Genomic DNA, 18,019 nt, shown 5'->3' with positions numbered 1-18,019 from the left:
CCGCGCTCGGCCCGCTCGCCGAACCGCCGGTCGTCGGACTGCCGGCCGGCGAACCGGTCGCCCCGGTCGTCGGCCCGCCGCTCGCCGAACCGCCGGTCGTCGCGACCGTGCCGGTCAGCGGGGCGCTCGTCGCGGCGCTCGGCCCGCTCACCGGTGGGCCGGTCGCCGAAGCGGCGTTCCCCGGCCGGTCGGTCGCCGAAGCGGCGTTCGCCGGCCGGTCGGTCGCCGAAGCGGCGTTCGCCGGCCGGTCGGTCGCCGTAGCGGCGTTCGCCGGTCGGTCGGTCGCCGTATCCGCGCTCGCCCGAAGGGCGGTCGCCGTAGCGGCGCTCGCCACCCGGCCGGTCTCCGTAGCCGCGCTCGCCCGAGGGGCGGTCGCCGTAGCCGCGCTCGCCGCGCCCGTCCCGACCGGCGAAGCCGCGCCCGTCCCGGTCGCCGGAACCGCGGCCGCCACGGTCGAAGCCCCGTGCGTCCCGGTCGCCGAAGCGGCGCGGGCCGCCGCGACGCGGCTCCGGCTCGTCCCGGACCGGGATGCCGGAGGGCTCACGCGCGCCGGTCAACTCGGCCAGCTCCGCGTCGCCCGCGCGAATCCGCGCCTGGGCCGGCTCGACGCCCGCCTTCTCCAGCATGGCCAGCGTGGTGCGTCGCTGCTTCGGCAGCACCAGCGTCGCCACCGCGCCGGACTCGCCGGCCCGGGCGGTACGACCGGCCCGGTGCAGGTAGTCCTTCGGGTCCTTCGGCGGGTCGACGTGCAGCACCAGCGAGACGCCGTCGACGTGGATGCCCCGGGCCGCCACGTCGGTGGCCACCAGCACGTTCATCCGGCCCTCGCGGAACTCGGCCAGCGTCTTGGTGCGCATCCGCTGGGTCTTCCCGCCGTGCAGGCCACCGGCGCGCACACCGACCGCGGCGAACTGCTCGACCAGCCGGTCAACGCCGAGCTGCGTACGGGCGAAGACCATGGTGCGGCCGTCCCGGGCGGCGATGGACGCCGCGACGGCGAACTTGTCGTGCGGCGGGATCAGCAGCAGGTGATGATCCATCGTGGAGACGGCGGCGGTGGCCGGCGCGGTCGAGTGGGTGACCGGGTCGGTCATGAAGCGCTTGACCAGCGTGTCGACGTCGTTGTCCAGCGTCGCCGAGAAGAGCAGCCGCTGGGCGTCCGCCGGCGTCTTCGCCAACAGCTCGGTGACCTCCGGCAGGAAGCCCATGTCGGCCATCTGGTCGGCCTCGTCCAACACGGTGACCTCAACGTCGTCGAGCCGGCAGACGCCGCGCTCGATCAGGTCGCCGAGCCGCCCCGGGGTGGCCACCACGATCTCCACGCCCCGGCGCAGCGCGTCGATCTGCCGGTCGTACGGCACGCCGCCGACCGCGGTCTTCAGGAAGATGCCGACCGACTTGCCGAGCGGCACCAGCGCGTCGTTGACCTGCATGGCCAGCTCACGGGTGGGAACCAGGATCAGCGCGCGCGGGTGCAGCGGCCGGGCCCGGTTGCGCTCGGCGAGCCGGGCGATCACCGGCAGGCCGAAGGCGAGCGTCTTGCCTGAGCCGGTCTGGCCCCGGCCCAGCACGTCGCGGCCGGCGAGCGCGTCCGGCACGGTGGCCCGCTGGATCTCGAACGGAGTGGTGATGCCCTGCCGGGCGAGCGCCTCGACCACCTGTCGGGGCAGGCCGAGGGAGGCGAAGTCAGGGGCGTCGATGGTCTGGTCGGTGGACGGGGACATGCCGGATTCAGCGAACGTGGTCAAGGAATGCCTCTCGAGCGGGGCGCATCTTCGCGATGGCCCGCCGCGGCGCCGTCACGCCGTCGAATCGCCCGCAAGATCGCCCATGGGCGCGCGCAGTCGGGCGCGCCGGGTCAGTGATCCCCACCAGTGTACGGCGCTTCGCCGCAGCGTCCACCGCTTCGCGTCGCGGTAGTGGGCGGGCTCACCCCGTCAGCGGGCCAGCATGGTGCCGGTCATCCCGCTCAGCGCGTCGTTGGCCAGGAAGACCACGAGCAGGCTGATCGCGATCAGCGCGATCAGTGCGACCGCGAGCACGACGATGACCTTGGTGTTGCCGCCCCGGCTGGCGGGGGTGTCGTCCGCCCAACCCTGGGCCAGGATGTGCCCGGTCAACGAGCCGGTGTTCTCCGGCGCACCGCTCTGCGGGAGCGCCACCGTGGCGAAGCCGGGCCCCTCGGTGCCGCCGTACATGGTGCCGCCCAGGCCCTGACCGCCCGGCTGAGGGCGTACCGGCCGGGGCGTCTCGGCGTTCCGTGCCGGCGTGGCCGGCGGCGGCCAGGTCGGCAGCGCCGGTGCCACCGGCGGGGGCGCACCCACCTGCGGCAGTGACGCGGTCGGCGCGGGCGTGCCCAGCGACGGCAGTGACGCGGTCGGTGGGGGCGCGTTCAGCGGCGGCAGGGACGCGGTCGGCGCGGGGGCGTTTAGCGGCGGCGGGGCGGACGCGGCAGCGGGCCACCCCGGCTGGGGCCCGGTCGCCGGGCCCTGCCCCGGCACGTCTGCCATCGCGGGCGGCGGCGGGAACGGCGGTGCGGGCATCGGACCGGGCGGTGACGGCGGCGGAGGCACCAGCGGCCCCGGCGGCGGCGCGGGTGGCCCGGGCACCGGCGGGACCGGGCCGGGCGGCGTCGGGACCGGGACCGGCGCGGGCGGCGTCGGCATCGGCGGCTCCGGGCGGAGCGGGGGCTCCGGCTCGGGTACGGGCGGGGCGGGGGACGGCGGCGTCGGACCCGGCACCGGCGTCGGCGCGGGTTCGGGCTCCGGACCCGGCGGCGTCGGTGGCTGCGCGGGCTCCGGCGGCTCCGGGCTGACCGGCCCGGCCCGGTAGACCGTCGCCGCGGCCGGCGCGGCGGCCACCGAGGCGGCGACCTCGTCGGCCGAGACCCGGCTCAGACCGGGCACCGACGCGCTGGCCCGGGCATGCGCGACCCCGGTCGGACCGGTGGACACGGAGGGGCGGTCGGACGCGGCAGGTGACACGTCCGGCCGGTCGTCGGCCGGCGGCGTACCGGGGATTGGCGCGTCCGTAGGCGGCGTCGGCAGGGCCGGCGCGGACACCAGCGCGGAGGCGGGGGACCGGGGCGCCGGGACGCTGACGGACGGGCCGCCGTCGGTGGCGCCCGTCGCGGCGGGGGGCGGCGGAGCGTCGTCGTCGGCCGGGCGTGCGGCGGGGCGTTCGGCGGTCGAGAAGGCGGACCAGCTCGACGGCGGCGTGACGGTGGCACCGGGGCGTCGACGGTCCAGTGGGGGCGGAGTCTCCGGCCGGGGCTCGGCCTCCGGTGGGGCGCCGGCCCGGTACGTGGTGGCGGTGGCCGGCGGCCCGGGGCGATCCCCGCCCGACGGCGGCGGCACGGCCGAGCCGGTCACGCTCACCCGGGCCCGGGCGACGGCCACCTGTCCCGGCTGCGCCGGGCGCTCGTCGGCGTCACCAATGGGGTCGGGCGTGCGTCCCGGGTGGACCCTCTCCGCCGGCACCTCGTGCTCGCCCATCTCACCCTCCGCACCCACGCTCGTCACCGACCGCCGTACCGGTCGGAACCGCCTGGATCTCACCGTGCCACATTCCGGCCCGCGCGCACAGCCGGAGTGGACGGTTGGGTCAGTCGGCGCTGCTCGGGCTGGCGGAATTGCCGCCGGCCACGCTGCCGCTCGGCTTCGCGGCGCTGCTCGACGGCGCGGCGGCGCTGTCGCTCGGCTTCGCCGTGTTGCTCGCCGGTGCGGCGGTGCTCTCGGTCGGCCGCGCCGAAGTCGGCGTCGGCCCGGTGGTCGCGGTGCGGCTCGGTGACGGGCTCGGCGAGCCGGACGGGCTGTGTGTCGGAGTCGGCGTCGGGCTCGACGGGGTGGGGGACGGGCTGGACGTGCTCGGCGTCGGCTTCGGCGTGCCGGTGGGCTTGGGCGTGGCCGACTTCGTCGGCGTCGGCTTCGGCGTGGTGCCGGGCTTCGGCGGGGTGGTCGGCACGGTCGGCGCCGGCACGGGCGTGGCCGGGGCGGGAACGGCGCCGACCACGCGGGTCGCGGCGTAGAGCCGGGACCAGCGGACCACCGAGATCTTGACGACGTCGCCGGTCCGCGGCGCCTCGACCATCTTGCCGTTGCCGATGTACATGGCGACGTGGTGGATGCTGGTCCAGCTGCTGCCCGAGGCGAAGAAGAGCAGGTCGCCGGGGAGGAGGGCGTTCGGGCTGACGGTGCGGCCGCGGGTGGCGAAGTACTGGTCGCGGGCGACCCGGGGCAGGCCCCGGTAGCCGGCCGCCTGGTAGGAGGCGAGCACCAGGCCCGAGCAGTCGAACCGGTCCGGGCCTTCCGCCGCCCACAGGTAGGGATCACCGAGCTGGGCGAGGGCATAACGTACGGCGTCGAGCGCCCGCGGGTCGGACACCAGGCCGTTGATGCTCTGGTCGACCACGTACGGATTGCCGAGCCGCTGCTCGGCGGCGTCCGCCTGGCGCTCGATGACGAGCAGCCTGGCGGCGTTGTCCCGCCGCAGCTTGAGCAGCGTCGCTTCCTGCGTGTGCAGGGTCGTCTCGACCCGGGTGAACTCCGCGGTCTTCTCGGTGGTCCGCCGCTGGGCCGAGCTGTGGGCCTCGCGGGCGAGCTGCTCGGCGGTGGTGGCGCGGAGGAGCTCGCCGGTCACCGACGTGGTGGCGCCCTCGGCCTTGTCGCCGCGGGTGATCCGCTGGAGGTTGGCGAACTCGCGCAGGCTGGTGCCGAGTTCGCCGGGAGGCAGGGCGGCGTCGGCCTTGACCGCGTCGGCGGCGGCGCTCTTCGCGTTCTCCTGGGCCCGGGCGAGCGCGTCCTGCGCCTCCTTGAGCCGGCCGGCGGCGGCGGTCAGCTCGGCCTGGGCGGCGTCCCGCTCGCCCTTGACCCGCAGCAGGTCGTCGCCGAGCGTGGCGACCAGTGCGTCGACCTGATTGATCTGTGCGATCAGCGGCCCGTCGGCCGGGTTCGTGGCACCCGGCAGACCCGGGCCGCCGGGCACGGTGCCGCGCTGCCCCGGGACGGTGCCGGGCAGGCCGGGCGCGCCGGGTTGCCCGGGGACGGCGCCGGGCACGGTGGGCAGGTGGAGCGGACCGGTTACCTGCGGCCGGGAGCCGGTGTGGGGGACGGTGTCGGGCAGCGGGTCGGCCCAGGCCGGGGTGGCGAGCGCCGCGGCCGCGACCGCCCCGAGCAGGGCGGACCAGAGCGTCGGACGCAGCACCGGTGAGATCACCGGCGGCCGGGTCCGTCGCCGTCGGGCCTTGGTGCTGTCGACCATTCCGCTCCCCGTCCGGTCTGGTGCGCGCCACGCGTCGTGGGCGTGATGAGACAGGACGGTCCCTGGTGTGTGTTCCGCCCCACCCTGTCTTACCTCACTCGGGCAGCGATGTCGATGTGCGGAGGGTGACGGATGGTGAACTGGGTCGCTGCGACCGACCGCGTGGGCGATCGGTCGCGCCCGCGACGTACGCTCGATCGGGACCCCAGGTGGAAGGACGTGGCTGTCGGATGGACGCCGGACTCAAGCGCGAACTCGAGGCGAAGGTCTACGCGGGGGAGCGGCTGACCCGCTCGGACGGCATCGCCCTCTACGAGAGCGACGACCTGACCTGGCTCGGCCGGCTGGCCCACCACCGGCGCACCGAGATGAACGGTGACCGGGTGATGTTCAACGTCAACCGGCACCTCAACCTGACCAATGTCTGTTCCGCGTCGTGCGCGTACTGCTCGTTCCAGCGCAAGCCGGGCGAGAAGGACGCCTACACGATGCGGATCGACGAGGCGGTCCGCAAGGCCAAGGAGATGGAGGACGAGCAGCTCACCGAGCTGCACATCGTCAACGGCCTGCACCCGACGCTGCCCTGGCGCTACTACCCCAAGGTGCTGCGCGAGCTGAAGGCGGCGCTGCCGAAGGTCAACCTGAAGGCGTTCACCGCCACCGAGGTGCAGTGGTTCGAGAAGATCAGCGGGCTGACCGCCGACGCGATCCTCGACGAGCTGATGGACGCCGGCCTGGAGTCGCTGACCGGCGGCGGCGCGGAGATCTTCGACTGGGAGATCCGGCAGCACATCGTCGACCACGCCTGCCACTGGGAGGACTGGTCGCGAATCCACCGGCTGGCCCACTCGAAGGGCATGAAGACGCCCTCGACCATGCTCTACGGTCACATCGAGGAGCCCCGGCACCGGGTCGACCACGTGCTGCGGCTGCGGGAGCTCCAGGACGAGACCGGCGGTTTCCAGGTCTTCATCCCGCTGCGCTACCAGCACGACTTCGTCGACTCGGCGGACGGCAAGGTCCGCAACCGGATCCAGGCCCGCACCACGATGGCGTCGCCGGCCGAGTCGCTCAAGACCTTCGCGGTCTCCCGGCTGCTGTTCGACAACGTCCCGCACGTCAAGTGCTTCTGGGTCATGCACGGGCTCTCGGTGGCCCAGCTCTCGCTGAACTTCGGCGTGGACGACCTGGACGGCTCGGTCGTGGAATACAAGATCACGCACGACGCCGACTCGTACGGCACGCCGAACACCATGCACCGCGACGACCTGCTCCACCTGATCTGGGACGCCGGCTTCCGCCCGGTGGAGCGCAACACCCGATACGAGACCGTCCGCGAGTACGACGCCGCGCCGTCGATGGCCGAGCGTCGCTCCGAGCCGCAGCAGGTCTGGGCCTGACCCGGCGATGAGCACGGAGGAGCAGCCGCGCGCCTTTCCCCGGCGGGACGCCGAGGGACGCGTCGCCACCCTGGGCGACCTGCTCGGGGTCACCCTCGCCGGCCTGGTGATCGGGGTGCTGGCGCTGCTGNTTGGCTGGCGGTGATCCTGCCGCTCTGGCTGTTCTGGGACGACTTCCGGGCCTGGGAGTTCGGTGCCGCCCGGGTGCTGGCCGCGTTGGTCGGCCTCGGCGTCGGTGTCGTCGCCGGGCTGCTCGCCGCCGGGCTGGCCGCGGGGCTGCCGGCGTTGTTCACCGGCGCGCTGGCCGCGGCGGTGTTCACCGTGGTCTACGCGGTCATCTGGTTTCATGGCGTGCACTGGCTGGCCCGGCGGACGGGCTGAGGCGCGGAGAAAGTGGGAATGCGGGCATGAGCGCGGCGGTCAAGTACACGCTGGGCCGGATCGGGCTGTTCGTCGGCGTGCTGGCGGCCCTCTGGTTCGTCGAGATGAACATGTTCCTACGGCTGATGGTGGCGCTGATCTCCTCCGCCGCGCTGTCGTTCTTCCTGCTCAAGGGCTGGCGGGACGAGATGGCCGGGGAAATGGCCGAGGCTGCGGAACGGCGTCGCGGCGAGAAGGAGCGGCTGCGATCCGCCCTGGCCGGCGACGACCAGCCCACCGACAACCCCTGATCTCACCTCCCCCCACCTCCACCCCCTCGCGGCGAGGTGGTGAGAAGGGGCCCCTTCTCTACGCCAGGCGTTAACAAGGGGCCCCTCCTTTCAGCTCACCAGTTGGTGGAGCCGGGGACGGTGGGCCACGGTCGGTCCTGCGGCTTGATCAGGTACGCGACGCCGCCGGAGCCGGAGGCCACCGTGCCGTTGGCCCGGTACCGCTTGGTGCGCAACCAGATCTGCTCGAACTGCTCCCGCTGGTAGACGTTGCGGACCGCCTCGTTGGAGGAGGACGCGGGGTCGTTGACGATCACGTCACCGTCGGCGGTGAAGCCGACGATCACGAACAGGTGCCCGGAGGTGCCGTAGTTCGCCCCGTCCAGCTCGCTGGCGAGGAACGACTGCGACGTGACCACCGGGATGCCGGCCTTGACGAACCGCTCCGCCTCGTCCAGCGAGTGCAGGCGGGTGACGCGCGCCTCCAGACCGGGGAAACCGGCGGCGTACGCGGTGTTGAACGGCCAGTTGCCGGCGCCTTCGTACTCGTAGTCGTAGGTCATCCGGGCGGCGTGGTCGACGGTCGGGTCGGCGTAGGCGGGGTCGACCCACGAGGTGTCCTCGGCCGACGGCTTGCGCCCCCAGTACTCGACGACCATCTCGGTGGAGGTGGGGGAGCACCAGGCCTCGCCGCCGCCGTCGTACTCCGGGTACTCCCCGATGTGGATGTTCTGCGAGTAACGCGGCACGGCCAGTTCGGTGCCCCAGGCGATGCCGCCCCGGCTCGGCGTGACGGTGAATCGGTCCGGCACGTTCGAGGCCATCGCGCCGAGCATCCGGACCTGCGGCGCGGCGGCCTGCCCGGGCGCGCGGTAGAGCGTCAGCCGGAGCTGGTACGAGCGCAGCAGCACCCCGGCCGCGGCGTCGTCGATGGAGAACGTGTCGGTCCAGATGCTCGACCAGGGATCGCCCTGGCCGTCCAGGGTGGACCGCTTGATGTCCTGGTCACCGGAGGCCCACCGGCCCATCACGTACCAGGGGGTGTGCTGCCCGGTGTTGTAGGTGCCGTTCAGTTCGACCTGGATCCAGGTGCCGGTCGGGGTGGTGGCGTTCCACGAGGCGATCAGTTCGGTGGCGTCGAAGCCGATCCGTCGCTCCGGGGAGGTCCAGGTGGCGTACTCCCAGGTGCGGGTGGTGCCGGTGTGCGCGTCGGTGACCTCGGTGGTGCCGGCCGGGCGGCCGATGGTCAGCGCGGGGTGGCGGCCCGGTACGGCGCGGGTGCCCTGGTGTGTGCCGCTGCGCCAGTCGGGGTGGCGGGAGAACTCCTGGAAGGTGATCTGTTCGTCGTGGGTGACGCCCGGACGCGGGGCGTGTGCCTGGGCGGGGACAGTGGTGCCGAGGATGGTGAGCGCGGTCAGGCCGGCGAGGGCGGCCGTACGCAGGGGTCTTCCGAACATGGCAGCTCCACGGGGAAACGGCATCGTTGCCGTTCACTGTCGCGCCTGACGGGAAGTTTCGCCAGATGTTCTGGGAGGGAAAATTCTTGCCGGCGTGACGATCCAGTCGGGATGGAACCTGATAAAGATGAATGTTGATATGACCATGTGACTCCTGGTGGAGTGTGCGGACAACGGGATCTTCCGTACCGAGGAGGTTGTCCATGGCCCTCCGCACGTCCCCGCTCCGCCGCCGGCTGGCGCTCGCCGCCGCCGTCGGCCTGACCCTGGTCACCGCCGCAGCCGGGCCGGCCGTCGCCCGCCCCGCCCCGGACCGGGCCAGCGAACCGGCCGCCGTCGCCTACCGGGTGCTCGGCCCGCGTACCGTCGCCGACCGCACCGCGGTCGCCCGCACCGGCGCCGCGATCGACTACTCCGAACACGGTGTGCTGCACGTCACGGCGACCACCGCCGAGGCGAACGCGATCACCCGGCTCGGCTTCCGGCTGGAGAAGGACGTCACCCCGGCGCCCGCCGGCGGGGCGAGCGCGTACGCCTTCCCGCCCGCCGACTCGAACTACCACGACTACGCCGAGCTGACCACGGTGGTGAACAAGGTGGTCGCCGACCACCCGTCGATCGCCCGCAAACTCAGCATCGGCAAGTCCTACGAGGGCCGCGACCTGATGGCGGTGAAGATCTCCGACAACGTCGGCACCGACGAGAACGAACCGGAGATCCTGTTCAACGCCCAGCAGCACGCCCGCGAGCACCTGACCGTCGAGATGGCGATCTACCTGCTCAACCTCTTCACCGACAACTACGGCAGCGACTCCCGGATCACCAACATCGTCAACTCCCGGGAGATCTGGATCGTGCCGACGGTCAACCCGGACGGCAGCGAGTACGACATCGCCACCGGCTCCTACCGCTCCTGGCGGAAGAACCGGCAGCCCAACAGCGGCTCCACCGCCGTCGGCACCGACCTGAACCGCAACTGGAGCTACCAGTGGGGCTGCTGCGGCGGCTCGTCGAGCACGAAGTCGTCGGAGACCTACCGCGGCCCGTCCGCGTTCTCCGCCCCGGAAACCACCGCGCTGCGCAACTTCGTCAACAGCCGGGTCGTCGGCGGGGTGCAGCAGATCAAAGCGAACATCGACTTCCACACCTATTCCCAGCTGGTGCTCTGGCCGTACGGCTACACGTACAGCGACACCGCCACCGGGATGAACGCCGACCAGTACAACACGTTCGCCACCATCGGCCGGCAGTTGGCGGCCAGCAACGGGTACACCCCGGAACAGTCGAGCGACCTCTACATCGCCGACGGCACCAGCATCGACTGGATGTGGGGCACCCACAAGATCTGGGCGTACACGTTCGAGATGTACCCCGGCTCGGCCTCCGGCGGCGGCTTCTACCCGCCCGACGAGGTGATCCCGGCGCAGACCTCGCGCAACCGGGAGGCCGTGCTGACGCTCTCCGAGTACGCCGACTGCCCGTACCGGGCGATCGGCAAGCAGAGCCAGTACTGCTGACCCCACCCGGTGTGGGGACCCCGGTCCCACCCCCGCCGGGGTCCCCACCCACCCCTCCCGTCCGGAGCATCTCCGCTGGTCGTGCGCTACCGTGGCACCCGACCGTGCCACAGCGAAGCCGGTGCGAAACCGGCGCTGTCCCGCAACTGTGATGCCCCGTACGCGCGGCGTCGGCCTCCCGCCGGCGCCGCCGTGCGTGGGACGAGCCAGGTCGCCTGCGGCCCGGTCGCGACACGCGCCTTCGAGGAAGGGCGCCTCGTGGACGGGCCTTCCCACCTGTCGGCGAAGCACCACGCTCCTCGACCGACAGGAGGACACATGTCCCGACGTACCCCTCGGCTCTTCGCCGCCGCGCTCGCGGCCGGCGCGTTGCTTCTCGGCGGCTGCGCCGAGAAGACCTCCACCGACACCCCCGCCGCCGGCGGCTCGGGCGGCGCCTTCCCGGTCAGCGTCGGCAACCTGACGCTGGAGAAGCGGCCCGAGAAGATCGTCTCGCTGTCGCCGACCTCGACCGAGATGCTCTTCGCCATCGGCGCCGGCAAGCAGGTCACCGCCGTCGACGACCAGTCGAACTTCCCGGCCGACGTGCCGAAGAGCGACCTCTCCGGCTACCAGCCGAACGCCGAGGCGATCGCCGGCCGCAACCCCGACCTGGTGGTGCTCGCCAACGACACCAACAAGATCGTGGACCAGCTCGTCGCGCTGAAGATCCCGGTCCTGCTCGCCCCGGCCGCGGCCACGCTCGACGACACGTACCGGCAGCTCACCGACCTGGGCAAGCTCACCGGCCACCCGGCCGAGGCGGACGCCGTGGTGCAGAAGATGAAGGGCGACATCACGGCGCTCACCAAGGACCTGCCCAAGCGCGCCGAGAAGCTCACCTATTACCACGAGCTGGGCCCGGAGCTGTACACCGCGACCAGCAAGACCTTCATCGGCACCATCTACGCGCTCGCCGGGCTGGCGAACATCGCCGACCCGGCCGACGCCGACGGCAAGAGCGGCGGCTACCCGCAGCTCTCCCAGGAGGTCATCGTCAAGGCCAACCCCGACTTCGTCTTCCTGGCCGACACCAAGTGCTGCCAGCAGAGCCCGGACACGGTCAAGGCGCGCAGCGGCTGGGCCGGCGTCACCGCGGTGAAGAACAACCAGGTCGTGGGCTTGGACGACGACATCGCCTCGCGCTGGGGGCCGCGCGTGGTCGACCTGCTCAAGGCCATCGTCGACGCCAGCGCCAAGGTACCGGCCTGACCGTGGCCGTGCGACCGGCGGACTCCGCGCCGGCCGGGACGCCCGACGCGTCCCGGCCGGCCAGCCGGCTGCCCCGACCCCGCCGAGGGGCTGACACCCCGGTACGCCCGGCCGGGCTGCGCACCCGCTGGCTGCTGGCCGGAATCGTGGCGGTGCTGGTCGCGCTGGTGGCCGGCGTCTCGTTCGGCCCGGTCAGCCTGCCGCCCGGCAGCGTCGCGGCCGAACTGCTCAACCTGCTGCCCGGGGTGCACCTGGACAGCGGGCTCACCGAGCGGGAGATCGCCATCGTCACCGAGCTGCGACTGCCGCGGGTCGTGCTCGGCCTGCTCGTCGGCGGGCTGCTCGCCCTGGCCGGCGGCTGCTACCAGGGCGTCTTCCGCAACCCGCTGGCCGACCCATACCTGCTCGGCGTCGCCGCCGGGGCCGGGTTCGCGGTCACCGTGGCGATCGTGCTCGGTGCCGGGGCGGGCGGGGCGCTGACCGGGCTGCCGGTCACCATCCCGTTCGCCGCGTTCGTCGGCTCGCTCGGCGCGGTCGTGCTGACCTACCTGCTCGGCGCCGCCGGCGGGCGGGACCGGTCACCGGCCACGCTGATCCTGGCCGGGGTGGCGGTGTCGGCGTTCTTCTCCGCCGGGCAGACCTACCTGCTGCAACAGCACTCCGACAACATCCAGCAGGTCTACTCCTGGTTGCTCGGCCGGCTGGCCACCGCCGGCTGGCACGACGTGCTGCTGGTCCTGCCGTACTTCCTGCTCACCGCCGTGGTGGTGCTGGCGCACCGGCGTGAGCTGGACGTGCTCTCCGTCGGCGACGACGAGGCCACCAGCCTCGGCCTGCACCCGCAACGCTCCCGCTACCTGCTGATCGCCGCCGCCTCGCTGGGCACCGCCGCGGCGGTCTCCGCCTCCGGGCTGATCGGCTTCGTCGGCATCATCGTGCCGCACACCGTACGGCTGCTCGCCGGCTCCAGCCACCGGGTGATCCTGCCGCTGTCGATGCTCTTCGGCGGCGCGTTCCTGGCACTGACCGACGTGGTCGCCCGCACCGCCGCCGCCCCCGCCGAGATCCCCATCGGCGTCGTCACCGCCGTACTCGGCGGCCCGTTCTTCGTGCTGATCCTGCGCACCGCCCGCGGAGTGTCCACATGAGCGCGAGGAGTGAGCCGGGTTTGCGAGCCCCGCAGTCGCACGCCCGTCAGACCTGCGTGAGCGCGAGGAGTGAGCCGGGTTTGCGAGCCCCGCAGTCGCACGCCAGGAGACCAGCTTGAGCGCGGCCGTCGAGGTCCGCGACCTGCGGGTCGAGCTGGGCGGCACCCCGATCCTGGCCGGCGTCGACCTGACCGTCGCGGTCGGCGAGTGGGTCACCGTCATCGGCCCCAACGGCGCCGGCAAGTCGACCCTGTTGCGCGCCGTCGGCGGCCTGCTGCCCGCGCCGGACGCCGTCTCCCTCTTCGGTACGCCGATCCGCGCGCTGCGCCGCCGCGACCGGGCCCGGGTGGTGGCGACTGTGGCGCAGTCCCCGGTGGTCCCGGCCGGCATGGCGGTCTTCGACTACGTCCTGCTCGGCCGCACCCCGTACATGCCGCCGCTGGGTCGGGAGTCCGCCGCCGACCTGGCCGCCGTGCACGAGGTGCTGACCCGACTGGACCTCGACGCGTTCGGCCGGCGTGAACTGGCCACCCTCTCCGGCGGGGAACGGCAGCGGGTGTTCCTGGCCCGCGCGCTGGCCCAGGGCGCCACGCTGCTGCTGCTCGACGAGCCGACCAGCGCGCTGGACATCGGGCACCAGCAGGAGGTGCTGGAACTGGTCGACCAGCTCCGCCGCGAGCACGACCTGACCGTGCTCGCCACCATGCACGACCTCTCCATCGCCGGTGAGTACGCCGACCGCCTGGTGCTGCTCGCCGACGGCCGGGTGGCCGCCGCCGGCCCGCCCGCCGAGGTGCTGACCGAGGAGCTGCTGGCCCGCCACTACCACGCCCATGTCCGGGTGATCCCCGGCCCGCACGGCCCCCACGTCATCCCCCTCCGCCGCCGGTGAAAGGCGGGGGCCCCGCTTAACGCATTCGGTAGAGGCGGGGCCCCCGCTTAACACCCACGTGTTAAGCGGGGCCCCCGCCTAACAAGAGGGCGGGGCGGGCGGGGCGGGCGGGGCGGGCGGGGCGGGGCGGGGCGGGAGGGCGAGCGGGCGAGGGCCGCTCAGCGGAGGGTGGAGATGGAGAAGAGGGCGCCCTGGGGGTCGCGCAGGGCGGCGCCCCGGCCGGCCGGATTGTCCCGGGGCGGTACGAGGATCGTGCCGCCCAGTTCGGCGGCGCGGGCCGCGGTGGCGTCGGTGTCCTCCACCGCGAAGTAGACCGTCCAGTATGCGGGCAGGTCGGCGGGCAGCGGTTCCGCCTGCGGCAGCATGCCGGCGACGATGCGGGCGCCGCAGCGCCACCCGGTGTAGGCGATCGGCCCGGCCGACCGCTCCTCGGGGTGCCAGCCGAAGACCAGCGCGTAGAACTCCTTGGCCCCGTCCGGGTCGGGGGTGACCAGTTCGTTCCAGCACATCGCGCCCGGTGCGTTGAACAGTTCCGCGCCGCGCATCGCCATCGGCTGCCAGACGCTGAACACCGCGCCGGCCGGGTCGGCGAGCACCGCCATCCGGCCCTGCGCGGCGACGTCGAACGGGGCGACCACCACCTGCCCGCCGGCGGCCGCCACCCGGGTGGCGACCAGGTCGGCGTCGTCGGTGGCCACGTACGTGGACCAGATCGGCACCTGGTCCGGGGTGGCCGGGGGTCCCACCCCGGCGACGGCTCTGCCGTCCTTGAGGAAGACGGTGTAGCCGCCGGCGTCCGGCACGGTGGAGATGCGCCCGGTCCAGCCGAACAGCCGGGGGTAGAACTGTCGCGCCTCCTCCAGGCCGGGCGTGGCCAGGTCGGTCCAGCAGGGTGTGCCGGGCTCGACGCCGTTCACGGTGACCCCTCTCGCCGGGAGCGGTCCCGCTGGCCCGCCCTGCCGGCATCGTGGCACCGCCGGGCCGGCCGCCGGGCGGGAACCCGGGCAAAAGGTCAGCTGAAGCGGCGTCCCTCGTCCCGCCGGTAGGCCCAGCCGGCGACCGCGGCGAGCGCGACCACCCAGACCACCAGCATCACCAGTGTCCGCACGTCGGGTTGCCAGTCGGTGACGGCCGCCCACATCAGCTCGACGGCGCCCCGGGTGGGCAGGTAGGGGGCGATGGCCTGGATGAACCCGGGTGCCTCGTCCGGGGCGGAGAGCAGGCCCCCGCCGAACGCCAGCGGGAAGAAGAGCACCTGCGCCACCACGATCGCCGCCTTGCTCGGCAGCGAGTAGCCGATCGCGAGGCCGAGCAGGGTGAACGGCACCGAGATCACGGCGACGGCGACGAGCCCGAGCAGGAACTGCACCGCGCTCACCCGCGCGGCGGTGGCCACCGCCGCGATCACCACGACCGGCACCATCGACAGGTAGGTCAGCACCAGGCCGGCGAGAACCCGCCCGGCGAGGCGCGGCGCTGGCCCGGCCGGCAGGGTCCGGGTGTACGGGTTCCAGGGCTGGTCGCGGTCCTCGGCGACGCCCACGCCGTACTGGAAGATGTTGGCGCTCATCACCGCGAACGTGACCATCGCGGCGGTGGCGTAGGTGGCGCCGGTCGGGTCGTCGCCGGCGAACGGCACCACGAAGAAGAGCATCGCGGCGGCGGGGAAGAACGCGCTGCCCACCACCGCCACCGGGATCCGGATGATCTCCAGGAGCTGGTAGCGGGCGTGGACGAGGGCGAGCGGCACGGCGGTCTCCTAGGCGGGGGTGGGCGCGGGCCGGTCGCCGGCCGTGATGGCGAGGAACGCCTCCTCCAGCGAGGTGGGGCGGACCTCCAGGTCGCGGAACGCCACCCCGGCGGTGACCAGGTCGCGGACGAGCTGGTCGGCGTCGGTGGTGAGCAGGTGGACCCGGCCGTCGACGCGTTCGGTGGCGACCACCCCGGGCAGCGTCGGCAGGTCGTCGGCGACCAGGCTGACCCGGCGTACGCCGACGATGCCGCGGACCGCCGCCACCGAGTCGTCGGCCAGCACCCGCCCGTGCCCGATCACCACCACCCGCTGCGCCAGCGCCTCCACCTCTTCCAGGTAGTGGCTGCTCAACAGCACCGTGCCGCCCCCGGCGTGGAATTCGCGGATCGCCTCCCAGAGCGCGTGCCGGGCCTCCACGTCCAGCCCGGTGGTCGGCTCGTCGAGCACCACCAGGCGGGGCCGCCCGACGAACGCCAGCGCCACCGCGAGCCGCCGCCGCTGCCCGCCGGAGAGGCCGCCGGCCTGTCGGCGTACCTGGTCGGTGAGGCCGAACCGGTCGAGCAGCTCGCCCCGGGGCACCGGATCGGGGTAGTGCGCGGAGACGAAGTCGACCACCTCGCCGACCCGCAGCGTGCCGGGCAGGCCGGTTTCCTGCGGCGTCACCCCGAGCTGCCGCCGGCTCGCCGGGTCGTGCGGGTCGCCGCCCAGCAGCTCGACCCGGCCGCCGGTCGGGCGGCGCAGCCCGACCAGCAGGTTGAGCAGCGTGCTCTTGCCCGCCCCGTTCGGGCCGAGCAGGCCGACCAGCTCCCCGGCCCGGACGGTCAGGTCGACCCGGTCCAGCGCCAGCACCTCGCCGTAGCGGCGGCTGACCTGTTCGGCGCGGGCCAGGATCATCGGTGGCTCCTCGGGCGGGCGGGGTGTGCCCTCCTGTCTACCGTGCCGACGCCACCCGCACCGACCCCTGTCCCGGCGCGGGTCACCCCTGGTCTGCGCGAGGCAGGGGCAGCGCCGGCCGGGTCAGCCGGCCAGCGGCGTGGGCAGCGGTTCGCGGTGCAGCACCGCCAGCCGGGAGACGGCCCGGGTCAGCACCACGTAGAGGCGGTGCAGCCCACGCGGCTCGGCGGCCACGATCGCGGCCGGCTCGACGACCACCACATGGTCGTACTCCAGGCCCTTGACCAGCGTCGCGGGGACCACGGTGACGCGCGCCGCGGCCTCGACGTCGTCGGCGGTCGCGGTCTCGACGCCCGCGTCGGCGAGCGCCGCGCGCAGCCGGTCCACCGTGTCGTCGGCCGCGATCACCCCGACCGAGCCGTCGTACGCGAGCGCCGCCCGCACCTCGGCCACCGTCGCGGCCGTCAGGTCTTCGACGGTACGCAGATCGAGCGCGCCGTCGTGGCGCAGCGACCGGGCCGGGGGTACGTCGACGGCGAGCGCGGGCAGCAGCCGGTTCGCGAACGCCACCACGGCGGCCGGCACCCGGAAGCCGATGCTCAGCGGCACCACCGTGGCGTCCGGCTTGCCGAGGTGGGCCAGGGACTCCCGCCAGTCGGTCGCGGCCCACGGCGCGGTGCCCTGGGCCAGGTCGCCGAGGAGCGTGATCGAGCCGTGCTCGCTGCGGCGGGCGATGGCCCGGCACTGCATCGGGGAGAGGTCCTGCGCCTCGTCGACCACGACGTGCCCGAACCCGGCGGGCCGTTCCAGCAGCCCGGCGATCTCGTCGATGAGCACCGTGTCGGCGACACTCCACCGGGTCGCCTTCGCGGTGCGCCCGACCGTGCCGGTGCGGAACAGCTCCTGCTCCCCGGCGGTGAGCAGCCCGTCGGCGGCGGCGGCGAGCGCGTCCGCGTCGGTGCGCAGCCGGTGCAGCAGGCCGTCCGGGGTGAGCGCCGGCCAGACCGCGTCGAGCAGTTCGGTGACCGGCTTGATCCGGCTCATCCGCCGCAGCCAGGCGTCCGACGGCGACTCGGCTCGGCGGGCCTCGGCCTGGCGTTGCAGCAGCCCCACCACCCGGGCCCGGACCCGTTCCCGGCCGGTCGCGTAGGGCAGCCCCTCCGCGCGGGTCTCGGTGACCAGGCGGTGCAGCGGGTCCAGCCCGATCCGCCAGCGGAACGAGCCGTCCGAGACCATGATCGGCTCGGTCGGCGTACCGATGTGGGCCTCGACGGCGCGGCGCAGCACCTCGGCCATCCGAATGTCGTGCTTGAGCGCGGCGACGGCCGGGGCGTCGACCGCGCGGACCGGCACCCGGGCGACCAGGTCCTCGACGGTGGTCTGCTCGACCTCGACCTCGCCGAGCGCCGGCAGCACCGCCGCGATGTAGGACAGGAAGGCCCGGTTCGGCCCGACGATCAGCACGCCCGAGCGGCGCAGCCGCTCCCGGTGCAGGTAGAGCAGGTACGCGGCGCGGTGCAGCCCGACCGCCGTCTTGCCGGTGCCCGGTGCGCCCTGCACGCAGATCGAGTCGGCCAGGTCGGCGCGGACCAGTTCGTCCTGCTCGGGCTGGATGGTCGCGACGATGTCCCGCATCGGGCCGACGCGGGGCCGCTCGATCTCGGCGGTGAGGATCCGGCTGGCCGTGCCGAGTTCCTCGCCCCGGTCGAGGTGCTCGTCCTCGAAGCTGGTCAGCACGCCGGCGCTGAACCCGAACCGGCGGCGCACCGCGACGCCCTGCGGGTCGCGGGCGCTGGCC

Annotated in this window: 13 protein-coding genes, 2 pseudogenes and 1 riboswitch; of the genes and pseudogenes, 7 read left to right on the top strand and 8 right to left on the bottom strand. The window is 73.8% G+C overall.

The features are described 5' to 3' along the window. From B1205_RS05220 to B1205_RS05210, 3 genes are all read right to left on the bottom strand, one after another. Nucleotides 1–1,724 (bottom strand): DEAD/DEAH box helicase (locus B1205_RS05220; RefSeq protein ID WP_254909729.1); only part of this gene is annotated, 1,724 nt, incomplete at its 3' end. Nucleotides 1,725–1,937: 213 nt separating this feature from the next. After that, complete coding sequence (locus B1205_RS05215) at nt 1,938–3,494, bottom strand: hypothetical protein (protein ID WP_089154573.1); 1,557 nt, start codon at nt 3,492–3,494, stop codon at nt 1,938–1,940. Between the two features lie 109 nt (nt 3,495–3,603). After that, nucleotides 3,604–5,259: a C40 family peptidase gene (locus B1205_RS05210; RefSeq protein ID WP_176308428.1), complete on the bottom strand. Its 1,656-nt coding sequence runs from the start codon at nt 5,257–5,259 to the stop codon at nt 3,604–3,606. 230 nt (nt 5,260–5,489) lie between these two features. Between B1205_RS05210 and mqnE the strand changes: the two genes are divergently transcribed. From mqnE to B1205_RS05195, 3 genes and pseudogenes are all read left to right on the top strand, one after another. Then, on the top strand, nt 5,490–6,659 hold the full coding sequence (gene mqnE / locus B1205_RS05205) for an aminofutalosine synthase MqnE (protein ID WP_089154572.1): 1,170 nt from the start codon (nt 5,490–5,492) through the stop codon (nt 6,657–6,659). Between the two features lie 7 nt (nt 6,660–6,666). Beyond that, nucleotides 6,667–7,040, top strand: a pseudogene (locus B1205_RS05200) (hypothetical protein). 26 nt (nt 7,041–7,066) lie between these two features. Beyond that, nucleotides 7,067–7,330, top strand: coding sequence for a DUF4229 domain-containing protein (locus tag B1205_RS05195; RefSeq protein ID WP_089154571.1), 264 nt, complete (start codon nt 7,067–7,069; stop codon nt 7,328–7,330). A gap of 95 nt (nt 7,331–7,425) precedes the next feature. On the opposite strand, the gene B1205_RS05190 is transcribed toward B1205_RS05195, so the two are convergent. Beyond that, entirely contained in the window at nt 7,426–8,766 is a 1,341-nt protein-coding gene (locus B1205_RS05190) for a C39 family peptidase (RefSeq protein WP_089154570.1), read from the bottom strand. Between the two features lie 203 nt (nt 8,767–8,969). On the opposite strand from B1205_RS05190, the pseudogene B1205_RS05185 reads away from it, so the two are divergent. The 4 genes and pseudogenes from B1205_RS05185 to B1205_RS05170 all read left to right on the top strand — a co-directional run. Beyond that, nucleotides 8,970–10,280: pseudogene (locus B1205_RS05185) on the top strand (M14 family metallopeptidase); the annotation flags it as partial. A gap of 120 nt (nt 10,281–10,400) precedes the next feature. After that, nucleotides 10,401–10,494: riboswitch (cobalamin riboswitch) on the top strand. 107 nt (nt 10,495–10,601) lie between these two features. Further along, nucleotides 10,602–11,534, top strand: a complete 933-nt coding sequence (locus tag B1205_RS05180; RefSeq protein ID WP_089154568.1) for an ABC transporter substrate-binding protein — start codon at nt 10,602–10,604, stop codon at nt 11,532–11,534. Nucleotides 11,535–11,602: 68 nt separating this feature from the next. Further along, nucleotides 11,603–12,682 carry a FecCD family ABC transporter permease gene (locus B1205_RS05175; RefSeq protein ID WP_176308471.1) on the top strand — a complete coding sequence of 360 codons (1,080 nt, stop codon included), beginning with the start codon at nt 11,603–11,605 and terminating at the stop codon, nt 12,680–12,682. A gap of 115 nt (nt 12,683–12,797) precedes the next feature. Then, nucleotides 12,798–13,574, top strand: coding sequence for an ABC transporter ATP-binding protein (locus B1205_RS05170; protein ID WP_089154566.1), 777 nt, complete (start codon nt 12,798–12,800; stop codon nt 13,572–13,574). A gap of 158 nt (nt 13,575–13,732) precedes the next feature. Here the strand turns inward: B1205_RS05170 and B1205_RS05165 are convergent, their stop codons facing one another. The 4 genes from B1205_RS05165 to B1205_RS05150 all read right to left on the bottom strand — a co-directional run. Further along, nucleotides 13,733–14,491 (bottom strand): VOC family protein, encoded by a 759-nt coding sequence (locus B1205_RS05165; protein ID WP_089154565.1) that lies wholly within the window; start codon nt 14,489–14,491, stop codon nt 13,733–13,735. A 95-nt stretch (nt 14,492–14,586) separates the two neighbouring features. Beyond that, nucleotides 14,587–15,324, bottom strand: a complete 738-nt coding sequence (locus tag B1205_RS05160; protein WP_089154564.1) for an ABC transporter permease — start codon at nt 15,322–15,324, stop codon at nt 14,587–14,589. A 9-nt stretch (nt 15,325–15,333) separates the two neighbouring features. After that, complete coding sequence (locus tag B1205_RS05155; RefSeq protein WP_089154563.1) at nt 15,334–16,221, bottom strand: ABC transporter ATP-binding protein; 888 nt, start codon at nt 16,219–16,221, stop codon at nt 15,334–15,336. 123 nt (nt 16,222–16,344) lie between these two features. Continuing rightward, on the bottom strand, nt 16,345–18,019 hold a 1,675-nt coding region (locus B1205_RS05150), incomplete at its 5' end, for a HelD family protein (protein ID WP_254909728.1).

Origin of the sequence: Micromonospora sp. NBS 11-29, from assembly GCF_002140155.1 — a bacterium.
In the GTDB taxonomy this organism is placed as follows: Bacteria; Actinomycetota; Actinomycetes; order Mycobacteriales; family Micromonosporaceae; genus Micromonospora.
This window is presented reverse-complemented; position numbering and strand designations above follow the sequence as displayed.